Annotated in this window: 15 protein-coding genes; 2 read left to right on the top strand and 13 right to left on the bottom strand. The window is 40.1% G+C overall.

The annotated features are described in order from the left end of the window. The 3 genes from yqeH to AC1DSB_RS07080 all read right to left on the bottom strand — a co-directional run. The coding region (gene yqeH / locus AC1DSB_RS07090; RefSeq protein ID WP_477586229.1) for a ribosome biogenesis GTPase YqeH at positions 1-705 on the bottom strand (705 nt) is incomplete at its 3' end. Beyond that, entirely contained in the window at positions 702-1,223 is a 522-nt protein-coding gene (locus tag AC1DSB_RS07085) for a YqeG family HAD IIIA-type phosphatase (protein WP_342543441.1), read from the bottom strand. The genes yqeH and AC1DSB_RS07085, both read right to left, overlap by 4 nt. A 37-nt stretch (positions 1,224-1,260) precedes the next feature. Further along, positions 1,261-2,043 (bottom strand): phosphatidylserine decarboxylase, encoded by a 783-nt coding sequence (locus tag AC1DSB_RS07080; protein ID WP_477532041.1) that lies wholly within the window; start codon positions 2,041-2,043, stop codon positions 1,261-1,263. A 91-nt stretch (positions 2,044-2,134) separates the two neighbouring features. On the opposite strand from AC1DSB_RS07080, the gene pssA reads away from it, so the two are divergent. After that, positions 2,135-2,674 (top strand): CDP-diacylglycerol--serine O-phosphatidyltransferase, encoded by a 540-nt coding sequence (pssA, locus tag AC1DSB_RS07075; RefSeq protein WP_016426857.1) that lies wholly within the window; start codon positions 2,135-2,137, stop codon positions 2,672-2,674. An 85-nt stretch (positions 2,675-2,759) separates the two neighbouring features. Further along, positions 2,760-3,509 carry an RNA polymerase sporulation sigma factor SigK gene (sigK, locus tag AC1DSB_RS07070; RefSeq protein WP_016426856.1) on the top strand — a complete coding sequence of 250 codons (750 nt, stop codon included), beginning with the start codon at positions 2,760-2,762 and terminating at the stop codon, positions 3,507-3,509. Between the two features lie 13 nt (positions 3,510-3,522). Here sigK and mtnN read toward each other — a convergent pair whose 3' ends face one another. The 10 genes from mtnN to ruvX form a co-directional block, all read right to left on the bottom strand. Then, positions 3,523-4,215 carry a 5'-methylthioadenosine/S-adenosylhomocysteine nucleosidase gene (gene mtnN, locus AC1DSB_RS07065; RefSeq protein ID WP_477532042.1) on the bottom strand — a complete coding sequence of 231 codons (693 nt, stop codon included), beginning with the start codon at positions 4,213-4,215 and terminating at the stop codon, positions 3,523-3,525. A 117-nt stretch (positions 4,216-4,332) separates the two neighbouring features. Next, positions 4,333-5,022: a YrrS family protein gene (locus tag AC1DSB_RS07060; protein ID WP_477532043.1), complete on the bottom strand. Its 690-nt coding sequence runs from the start codon at positions 5,020-5,022 to the stop codon at positions 4,333-4,335. Positions 5,023-5,291: 269 nt separating this feature from the next. Then, positions 5,292-5,768 carry a transcription elongation factor GreA gene (greA, locus tag AC1DSB_RS07055; protein ID WP_016426853.1) on the bottom strand — a complete coding sequence of 159 codons (477 nt, stop codon included), beginning with the start codon at positions 5,766-5,768 and terminating at the stop codon, positions 5,292-5,294. Between the two features lie 109 nt (positions 5,769-5,877). Then, on the bottom strand, positions 5,878-6,516 hold the full coding sequence (udk, locus tag AC1DSB_RS07050) for a uridine kinase (protein ID WP_016426852.1): 639 nt from the start codon (positions 6,514-6,516) through the stop codon (positions 5,878-5,880). Beyond that, positions 6,513-7,790 carry a peptidase U32 family protein gene (locus tag AC1DSB_RS07045; protein WP_477532633.1) on the bottom strand — a complete coding sequence of 426 codons (1,278 nt, stop codon included), beginning with the start codon at positions 7,788-7,790 and terminating at the stop codon, positions 6,513-6,515. Before AC1DSB_RS07045 ends, udk begins: the two co-directional genes overlap by 4 nt. A 17-nt stretch (positions 7,791-7,807) precedes the next feature. Further along, a complete protein-coding gene (locus AC1DSB_RS07040) occupies positions 7,808-8,737 on the bottom strand; it encodes a peptidase U32 family protein (protein ID WP_477532632.1) in 930 nt (309 codons plus the stop codon). A gap of 5 nt (positions 8,738-8,742) precedes the next feature. Then, positions 8,743-9,378 (bottom strand): O-methyltransferase, encoded by a 636-nt coding sequence (locus AC1DSB_RS07035; protein ID WP_016426849.1) that lies wholly within the window; start codon positions 9,376-9,378, stop codon positions 8,743-8,745. A 113-nt stretch (positions 9,379-9,491) separates the two neighbouring features. Then, positions 9,492-10,610 carry an endolytic transglycosylase MltG gene (mltG, locus tag AC1DSB_RS07030; RefSeq protein ID WP_477532631.1) on the bottom strand — a complete coding sequence of 373 codons (1,119 nt, stop codon included), beginning with the start codon at positions 10,608-10,610 and terminating at the stop codon, positions 9,492-9,494. A gap of 420 nt (positions 10,611-11,030) precedes the next feature. After that, a complete protein-coding gene (locus tag AC1DSB_RS07025) occupies positions 11,031-11,324 on the bottom strand; it encodes a DUF1292 domain-containing protein (RefSeq protein ID WP_016426847.1) in 294 nt (97 codons plus the stop codon). Positions 11,325-11,330: 6 nt separating this feature from the next. Continuing rightward, positions 11,331-11,489 (bottom strand): Holliday junction resolvase RuvX (ruvX, locus tag AC1DSB_RS07020; RefSeq protein ID WP_477586231.1); only part of this gene is annotated, 159 nt, incomplete at its 5' end.

Genomic DNA, 11,489 nt, shown 5'->3' with positions numbered 1-11,489 from the left:
AAGTTCAGATGAGTCAAGGAAATGCGCCATTTGATGATGATTGATAATACCTGGCGTATCATAAAGTGATTGATTGTCATCCAATGGAATTTCAATTAAATCAAGTGTTGTTCCAGGGAAATGTGAAGTTGTAATCACTTCTTTTTCACCTGTCACCTGCTTGATGATACGGTTGATGAAAGTTGATTTTCCAACATTCGTACAACCAACTACATACGCATTTTTGCCTTCACGAAGACGATCGATTGCTTCCATCGCTTCCACCATTCCAGTTCCTTTATRGGCACTGACTAACATGACATCGACAGGCTTCAATCCCAATTTCTTCGCTTCCTGCTGCAACCACTGTATGACGCGATGTTTTTTCACTGATTTCGGCAACAGATCCACTTTATTCGCAACCAGTAAGATTGGATTGTTTCCTACAAAACGGTGCAATCCTGGTAACCAGCTTCCGTTGAAATCGAAAATATCGACGATTTTCACGATCAGACCTTGTTCATTGCCAAGACTGTTCAAAATACGAAGGAAATCATCATCCGTTAATGACACAGGCTGCAATTCATTGTAGTTTTTCAAACGGAAACAACGCTGGCAAATAATCACTTCTTTTTCCAGTGATGATTGTGGTGCATATCCAGGTTCCTTTAGATCTACTGTTTGTATTTGAGTACCGCATCCGATACAAGTTGGTATAGTTGTCAAACTTCTTCCTCCCAAGTTACATAGCCTCTTCTTTTTAATGACTTGAAAATTCGTCTTTCAACCAATCGATTGAAACGCGTGAAAAATCCGTCCGATTTTGCTACAGGCAATACTAAAATCGTATGTAAATGGATGCGATTTCCTCCGACAACATCCGTCAGGAGCTGATCGCCGATTACTACCACTTCTTCACGTTTAACATCCATTTGTTGAAGTGCTTTACGAAATGCTTTGCCCATCGGTTTACGTGCTTTATAAATGAAAGGAATGCCAAGTGGATCTGCAAATGATTTCACTCGCATCTCGTTATTGTTCGAAACAATCGTCACTTGAATTCCTGCGTCTTTCATACTCTTCAGCCAGCTCACAAGTTTGGGTGTCGCATCAGGACGGTCCCATTCAACTAACGTGTTATCCAGATCCGTTATGATTCCTCGAATTCCTTTATCAAGCAATCGTTGTGGCGAAATGTCGAATACACTTTTCACAAATTCGCTCGGTAAAAATTTTTTATACACCGTGACACACTCCGTTCAACCTATTTTTCTCTAATGATTATAACATACTCCCGATTTTCTCACCCACTCGCACCCGACTGCCGGGTGTCAATGACGAATCCTTTTGAAAAGCATCTTTTCCAAATAGTAATACAACCGTGGAACCAAACGTGAAATACCCTATTTCCTCGCCTTTTATCCAATCCCGTGATGTATTGGTCATTTCAATTGAGTTTACAAACATGGCACCCACACTGATAACTGCACAGTTTTTTTGATTTGAACAAACCAAATGCGTGACTTGTCGATAGTTTCCGCTAATTGGGGTTTTTCCATAAGACAATCCGGCCTGATTCACAGGGTATGATTTTTTCCCAAGTGTCATTTGTTTTTTAACATGTCCATTAACCGGACTATGAATTCGATGATAATCAGCAGGGCTTAAATACAATACCATATAAGTCCCGCCAACATATTGTGAGGCAAGGTCAACATTTCCAAGCAGGTCCGTTAAGGTATACGACTTTTCCTTCACTAAAAATGTTCCAGTGGATGATATTTGCCCAATGGATTCAACTTTTGCATCAACAGGACTTCCCACTTCCATTTCTCCTTCTGCAATGGGACGGTGCTGTGCATCAATTTTTCGGATGAAAAAGTCATGCAATGTCGGAAATGATTCGATAGTTTGTGAAACTTCCTGCATCTGTATTCCGTATGTACGTATATAAGATGGAATCACTTTTCGACTCCAAGAAGATTTGGCGAATTTCTGGATTGTTACGGAAGACCATTTGCCATTAGTCAATTCAATAAGCGTTTGGTAAACTTTCTGTTTCACGTTATCCCACCTCTTCTAAATATGTTCTACCTTTTTTTAGTTGAAAGAAGTATAATGAACTAATACTTTACACAAGAAGGAGTGTCGTCCATTGTTTTTAATGCATCGAGTGGATCACACAATCAAAAAAATGAAAGCACATGCAGCAAATATGATCACCATCGGGAATTTATCTTTTGGTGGTGCTTCCATAATGACCACATTAAACGAATCATATAGCTATAGTGTTCTGTTTATATTTATCGCAGCATTACTGGATCGTTTCGACGGGATGGTTGCTCGTAAATTAGGTCAAGAATCGGAACTCGGAAAACAACTCGATTCCATGAGCGATATCATCTCATTCGGCGTTGCCCCAGCGATTCTCATATACATGGTTGATTTATTTGAATTTGGAACAGCCGGAATGGTCATCACCATCATTTATATTGCCAGCGGAGCTTTTCGTTTGGCACGTTTCAATATAATGGATTCGAATGGCTACTTTACTGGTCTCCCAATTACAGCTGCCGGTACTATACTGACGCTTTCTTATTTTGGATTGTCCCTGTTTTCACCAGTTTTTTATATGTTCCTCGTGCTCATTTTGGCTGTATTGATGATTAGTACTTTTACTTTGAAAAAAGTGTAACGACCGCAAATTGTGGTCGTTTTTTTCATGCTTTTTATGTCGTTAACATATAGTGACAAAAGACGACATGGAGGTGCTCATCAGCATGAGTGGTTTATTGTCTGCCGTCCTGCAATTATGGATTGAAATTCCGGCAGTCCTAGGTTACCTGAAAGGTCAGGCATTTAGAAAGCCCCTATCCCAAGAAGAAGAAGCCATATATGTAGAGCGTTGCTTAGCCGGTGATGAAGAAGCCAAACACGAATTAATTGAACGGAATATGCGACTCGTTGCACATATCGTCAAAAAATTCCATCCAAAGCATGAACAACTCGATGATTACATTTCGATCGGTACAATCGGTTTAATGAAAGCCGTAGCAAGTTACACACCAGATAAAAAGACCCGCCTCGCGACATACGCCGCCCGCTGCATAGAAAATGAAATTCTCATGCATTTACGTTCCCAGAAAAAAGTCCAAAAAGATGTCTCTCTCTACGAACCGATTGGCACGGATAAAGACGGCCATTCACTCCAAATTACAGATCTCCTGCAAACTGACGAAGACACTGCACAACAAACACTGGAACAAAAAGAACAGATGGCAAGACTTTACCGGCACTTGGACAAATTGGAGAAACGCGAAATTGAAATTATTGAGCGTAGATATGGGTTACATCAATTTGAACCGATGACTCAAAAACAAATCGCCAAGCAATTGAATATTTCAAGAAGTTACGTTTCCCGCATCGAAAAGCGAGCACTCGTAAAGTTGTATCAATTGTTTAAACATGAAAAAAACTCTCTCGATTCACTGGATATCGAAAGAGCCTCCAACAATCAATCTCTATTTTAACACGGAAACATGCTTATAATTTACTAATTACATGTAAAACGATTTGTGTCGAATGTTTTGCAGCTGTCGGCAAGAATTCATCAAAACTGATGGATGATTCTTTCCCTGCAATATCAGACAGTGCACGAATCACAACAAATGGTACGTCGAATTGGTGGCACACTTGCGCTACAGCAGCCGCTTCCATTTCCGCCGCCTTCATGTGAGGGAAATGATTACGCACGCTTTCAACACGCACAGGATCGTTCATGAATGAATCTCCTGTAGCAATTAGGCCCGTTGCATATTGATGTTGGCCTATTTCTTCCACTGCCTCTTCCGCAAGCTTACGAAGCTTAGCGTCTGTTGTGAAAGCTGCAGGAAGCTGTGGTACTTGTCCCATTTCATAGCCGAAAGCCGTTACATCCACATCGTGGTGACGTACTTCATCCGAAATAACGACTGCTCCCACTTCTAGTTCTGCATCAAAGCCACCAGCTGAACCTGTATTGATTACAGCATCCGGTTTGAAATGTTGAAGTAAAATGGTCGTTGACATGGCTGCGTTTACTTTACCGATACCGCTTCGCAGCAGCACAACGTCATGCCCTGCATATGTACCTTCAGTAAATTCACTATTTGCGATAACCGTTGTTTGTGGATTTTCAATTGCCAAACGTAACGCTTCAACTTCTTGTTCCATTGCGCCAATTACTGCTAATTTCATATAGTTTCCGCCTCTTTTCAGTTTGATAAATCATTAGATACAAGTACTTTCGAACAAGCTTCTATTTAGTCTCGAGCAAAAACACTTCCCTTAAAATAATAAAAGCGGCGCCGAAAGTCAATAGGCGCCGTCCAATGTTTTCAAAGTCTCCATTTTTTCAGGTTTCCAGCCTTCACCGTCCACCCACTCTAAATACACACGATATTTTTCTTCTTTATCATTTGATGATACAACCCCAATGGATTTCTGAGGACTTCCACCGTTTTCAAGACGCCATACAATCATATTGTCCGCAGATAAGCCTGTTGTATATGCCATAGCTTTTAGTTTCTCATCCCAGTCCACATGCCCCTTGGTATATACAGATGTATGTTCGCCAGTTTGTGATGTGCCGACCGGCTTCCAGCCAGTGTTAACGATTCGTTCAGAAACGAGTGGATCATCAGACGGTGTAGAAGTTACAGTGCCACCAGTTGTTGAATCTTCAGTTGTTGTAGATTCTTCCTCAGTAGCTTCAGATGATTCGCTGTCTTCTGTTTCCTCTTCTTCTGCAATTGGTTCAGAACCGATTTGGTCTTCAGGATCAGCTTCTTCTTCAGCTTCTGTGCCATCTGCCGTTTCTGCAGACTCGGTGTCTTTCGTGCTGTCAGCTTTTTCAGGTTCATCGTCATTTCCGATGAAAATGAATCCGGCAGTAATGATAATAAGTACAATGACGATACCTATAAGTGCATTTAATATTGTGTTCGTGCTTGGTTTTTTTGGTCGATTACTTCTCGAGGTATATCGACGCTGTGTATTTGCCAATGCGTACTCCCCCTTATATACAGCATGATAACATAAATGTTGATTACAAATTAGACGAATGTGTTAAGGAAATGTTTCATTTGGATAAGGTTTCGGCTGAATTTTGGGCGTAGAGATGTTTTGGAGCAATTTTGGTGATTTGGGAGCAGTTTTAATAGTTTTTAGATAAAGTTCCTCAGTTTCGGAGCAACTAACAATTATCTCCTAATTTTACTATTCCCCGAAAAAACAAAAATCCACTCCCAAGATATAGGAGTGGATTTTGATTATTAATTGATTGATACAATCTTGACGTCCATTTCGCCGCCAGGAGTCAATACTTTTACTTGATCTCCAACCGAACGGCCAATCAAGCTTTTCGCGATTGGAGAATCATTTGAAATCAAACCTTCCATCGGATCTGCTTCAGCTGAACCAACGATAGTGTATGTTTCTTCTTCTCCGTCTGGAACTTCAATAAAGGAAACCGTTTTCCCAAGGGATACGATGTCGTTATTTTGCTCGTCTTCTGCAATAATGACCGCATTGCGAATCATTGATTCTAAAGTTGAGATACGTCCTTCAACGAATGCTTGGTCTTCTTTAGCAGAATCATACTCAGAGTTCTCGGATAAGTCACCGAAACTACGTGCAATTTTAATACGTTCAACAACCTCTTTACGTTTAACCGTTTTCAAGAATTCTAGTTCGTCCGCTAATTTCTGCTTTCCAGCAGCAGTCATAGGGTATTGTTTTTCTGTTGACAATGTATTTCACTCCTTCAACTACTTGCTAACTAATAAAAATACTATGACTCGCATCTTATAAATATGCGGCTAAGTAATTAGATAATTTTGTCAGTCTTTCAATATCATATTACACAATGATATCAGATTCAAGAATTGTTTTAATTTTTGTAACCATTAAATCAATGGCAACCTGGTTTTGGCCACCTTCTGGAATAATGATATCTGCATATCTTTTCGTCGGTTCGATAAATTGGTTATGCATCGGACGTACGACAGATAAATACTGTTCCACAACCGATTCGATGGAACGGCCCCGTTCATTGATGTCGCGCATTATACGACGAATGATGCGTAAATCCGAGTCCGTATCGACAAACAATTTGATATCCATCAAATCTCGTAAGCGCTCATCTTCGAGAACCAAAATACCTTCCAATATAATAACATCCTGTGGCTCAATTACAATCGTTTCGTCTGCACGAGTGTGAACTGCATAATCATACACAGGTTTTTCGATTGCTTTACGATTCAAAAGTTGATGAATATGTTCAATTAACAAATCTGTATCGAAAGCCAAAGGATGATCATAGTTTGTAGCAAGTCGCTCTTCAAATTTTAGATGGCTTTGATCTTTATAATAATAATCTTGTTCGATTACGACTACGGATTTTTCTTTGTAAACGTCATAAATTGCCTTGGTAACACTTGTTTTCCCTGAACCAGAGCCACCAGCAATACCAATAACAAGCGGGCGCTTAAATGTCATCGTACAAGCTCCTTTCTCATCATGTTATTTGGTCTTAAAGGGATGTCGGATTTGAAACGAACGATTTGCAACGGATGGCGTGCAACATCCAATTCCATTCCTTTTTCATCCCATAATTCTGTAATGGTCATCCGGAAATTTTCAATATCTGGGCCGAAGAATTCCACTTCTTGCCCTTTTGTAAAGTAATTCCGTTGTTGCAATGTGACCATTTTTGTTTCTTCATTATAATCCAGAACAAGACCTATAAAATCTGTCGTTGTCTTTCTGCCATGGACACCATACATTTGCTCTTCATATGTTGGTTCACCTTCAAAGAAAGCAGTTGCCGTATCACGGTTCGCGCATTTTTCGAGTTCTTCAAGCCATTCGCGTTTTATCACAAAGTTCTCGGGATCTGCGCAATACGCATCGATTACTTTACGGTAGACACTGACAACGGTAGCTACGTAATGAATCGATTTCATGCGACCTTCAATTTTCAGTGAATCGATGCCAAGTTCAATCATACGTGGGATGGATTCGACTAGTTTCAAGTCTTTTGGACTCATGGCAAATGGCGCGTCACCCTCACTGAATAAAGGCTGCTGTTCGCCTTCGTTTACTTCGTACAAATCGTAATCCCATCGACAGGACTGGCAACATCCACCACGGTTTGAGTCACGTGCTGTCATATGATTCGACAACGTACAGCGGCCACTATAAGCGATACACATAGCTCCGTGAATGAAAGCTTCGATTTCTATATCGACTTTTTCTTTCATTTCCTGAATTTCGTCGCCGCTCGTTTCACGGGCAAGAACAACGCGGTGCAAACCTTCATCTTTCCAGTATTGAACTGCTTTCCAGTTTGATAAAGATTGTTGTGTACTTAAATGAATTTCGAGCTTAGGCGCTTCTTGACGACATGTTTCGATAATTAATGGATCTGCGACGATAATGCCTGTCACACCTGCTGATTCAATATCTTTTAAGTATGTTGCCAAACCATATATATTTTCGTTATGTGCAAAAATGTTTGTCGTGACATAAATTTTCGCACCATAGCCGTTCGCAAACTCAACTGCTTGTCGCATTTCATCTATTGAAAAGTTACCTGCATTTGAACGAAGTCCAAATTCACGGCCACCAATAAACACAGCGTCCGCACCGTAATGAACAGCGATTTTCAGCTTTTCAAGATCTCCTGCAGGAGCAAGGAGTTCTGGCTTTTTAACAATGACGCGTTTGCCATCAATGATTTCACTAATTCGGCCATGTTGAAGTAATGCCATGCTGATTCTCCCCTTCCTTAATACACGGTTTCTTTGAAGAAGAAGCCGGTATCGAGTGGTCGAAGTGACGGTTGCATTTCTTCAATTTCCGTTAATAATTCATCTTTAATTTGATCGTACGTTTCTGGTGAGACCATATACGCATCAATCGCTTGACGATAAAGACTAGTCACTTTCGTTACATAGTCTGTCTCTTGCAATACACCATCAATTTTAAACGAATCAACACCAGCGTCAATGAGCTCGTTCAACTCATCAATAATACACATGTCGTTTGGACTAAAAATATGCGTCCCGTTAGCATCCTCATAAATCGGATATTTATTGTGGCGTTCTTTATCATGTAAAAACATGTTTTTGTTGTTCGCACGATTTTCAATTTCCATCGCTTTGTCTTGATACAAGAAATAGTTTCCAAGCAATGAACGCTTCGATTGGAACATACAAGTCATACCTTGAACTTGCACTTCTACAGCAACTTCTGCGTTTTCTTTAATTTCAATGACTTCTTCCATGCTTAACTCTCTCGCCAGCACAGCTCGATTGGCACCGCGTTTCCCCCAATAGTTAGCAGTGAACCAGTTTGTTGCAGTCGTTTCGGTATTCCAGTGAAGTGGAATTTCGATACCTGTTTCACGTTTCGCCATGACAACAGCTGGATCACCGAACGTAATGCCATCCACTCCGAATGAAGCCAGTTGTTCCATATATGGACCTAATGCTTCGACACGCTCATTATGATAGAGCGCGTTCATTGCCACATATACTTTTTTGTTCGCAGCGTGAGCGAGTGTAACTGATTTTTCAATATCACCAATTGTAAACTCACCTGCTAATCGCAGACCAAATCGTTGTTCCCCAACTAAAAATGCGTCTGCTCCAGCGTCTATCAATTGTTGTAAATGTTCTACAGACTGCGGAGTTACAAGTAATTCTGGTTTTTTCAAGCGAGTCACCTCTTTATACTAATCGTAATGCCATCACCAATAGGCAGGAATGATGTTTCATATTCTTCGTGATTCATCAGCCAGGTCGTAAATTGTTGCAAATTACGGACCATCGTTCGTTTTCTTCTAGGCACATCTTGAATATCAATTTCCGTAAAACCGTGCATCAGCATGTTATCACAATAAATAACACCACCGCTAGGAACGAGTGGTGAATACTTGTCAAAAAATCGTTGATATTGACCTTTTGCAGCATCAATGAATAGCGCATCATACTGACCAAGTTTAAAATGGTTTATATCGATTTCCAGTGCATCGCCGTGTAAAAGTTGAATTCGTTCGGTCAATTCAGCCTGTTTTATGTAGGTAGAAGCCAATTGAAAACGGCCCTCATCTTTTTCAATTGTCGTCATTACTGTTTCAGGTAGAGTCAAAGCCATGCGAATGGCTGAATACCCAATGGCCGAACCGATTTCCAAAATGGATTTCGGCTGTTGCAGTCGAAGAAATTGAAGAAGTGATTCAATCGCCACAATTTCCATGATTGGAATATGTTGTTCTTTAGCGAATTGTTCCATATTCGACAGTAAAACAGGGCGTTGCTTAATATGTGAAGTAATGTAGGATTGTGAAGTTTTCATTTCCAGTTTAACTCCTTTAACGCACAAAAATTACACCCCATCTTATCATAAAAAAAGAAGGAAAGCGATAGCCTTCCCTTCTTTCAGTGATAATGGTGACAATCTTGTCACGATTAACGTAAATATTGTTCAATTTTTGCTAAATGCTCGTCATACGTTTTCGAGAAATGATTGACTCCTTCTTTATCAGCAAGGAAATAAAAGTTCTCGGATTCCGGTGCATTCAGTACGGCTTCAATGGATTGGGTTCCTGGATTAGAAATCGGACCTGGAGGCAATCCTTGAATTTTATACGTATTGTATGGATGATCAATTTCTAAATCACCATATAATACGCGGTCCTTATGTTCACCAAGTGCATATAGAACTGTAGGGTCTGTTTGCAAAGGCATTTTCTCTTTCATACGGTTATTGAAAACACTTGCAATCATTTCACGGTCAGTATCAGCTGTCGCTTCTTCTTCAAGCAATGAGGCAAATGTCATCAACCAGTGTACAGACTTTTGCTTCTCTGCAAGGACTTCTGTGTAAGGTGTTAAGACGTTTGCTGTCTTTTTCAACATCTGATCTACGATGGATTCCAATGAAGGTTTTTCTTCATAATACGCATAGGTCGCTGGGAATAAATAGCCTTCCAATGCGTGGCGTAAATCTGGCCCTTTAATTTCATCTGATAAAATGGTTGGGTATTTGCCAATCATTTGATCAATGAAATCCGGGTTTGTCACCAGGTCCATAAACTCCTTCGACGTATACGATGTTTTTTCTTCAACTCTCGCAGCTATTTCTTCCAGGGTGCGTCCTTCTGGAATCGTCATCGAGAAGACTGGTTCTCTGTATACTTTACCAGTTTTCAAACTCTCGATTAATTCGTCTAATGTCATGGATTTGCTTAGGCCATAATCACCCGCTTGGAAATCTGATTCATTATTGAACTTCGCATAATATTTGAAGATCCGCGCATCTTTAATGATTCCTTTTTTTTCGAGTAGCGCTGCAATCGAATCGAGGTTCGAACCAATTTCGACTTTGACTGGAATGATTTCTTCCGATTTTTCATCAACTGGCTGCAATGCGCTTTTTACATATTTGTATCCACTGTAAGCAGTTATTCCTCCACCAATCAATACAATAAGAACAATTGCAAGCACGATACGTCTGACAATTTTCACTTCTTTTTTCTTTTCTTTCATACGATTAAACATAATATCTTTTTTTGTTTCGTTTTCCACGGGTTACCCCCCTCTATCTGACATTTATTATACAAGATATTTAGACAAAAGAAAAAGGCAGAATGTATATTCATCATTCTGCCTAATAGGAACGCTTTCTCTACTAATATGTTTCGTGCTTTCATTTCCAACTCTACTATCGTAATTTTGCACTAGCCACATGTTCAGTATGAGCCAACAAGTATGAAAACCACATACTTGTGGGTCTCATTCTTCACGCTTAGGCCCACATGAAGTGGGTTATGAAGGTGTTGCCACATTTTTTTTTTGCGAAGAGTTACCGCAGGAGTAGGACGTGGCGTTTTTAACCTTCGTTCCTTTGCATGGAAGGCGACTTGTTTGCAACAGTTTAGCTAACTGAACAAATAAAAAAACACAGCCTGTCCCATAAGGGAAACATGCTGTGTTTTGAAATAATTTCTATTCTTCGTCTTCTTCTTCCTCTTCCAAGAAAGTGTTTAACATTTCTTCGATCATTGCCCACTCTTCGTCTGACTCGATCGGCATTAATTCGCCGTCTTTACCGTCTTCAGATGGTGTGAAAGCAGAAGCATGAATTTCGATTTCTTCGTTCTCGTCTTCTTCAGCACCCAATGGGTAGTAAAGAACGTAAGATTTGCTGAATTCTTCTGATTCAAATGTAAATAGTACTTCACATAGTTGTTCGTTACCGTTGTCATCTACAACTGTAATATTTTGTTGTCCGTGGTCCATGGGTAATCACCTCTTAATAGATTGACTATCTAGATAGCCTTGTAAAATCATAACTGCAGCCATTTTATCAATGACTTCTTTACGTTTTTTCCGACTGACGTCAGYACTGATAAGCATTTTTTCCGCAGCGGATGTCGTTAAGCGTTCATCCCAAAGATAAACGGG

The sequence above is a fragment of the Paenisporosarcina sp. P4_E4_2 genome (assembly GCF_056401595.1).
The sequence above is the reverse complement of the archived record's forward strand: the minus strand, read 5'-3'. Positions and strand labels throughout refer to the sequence as shown.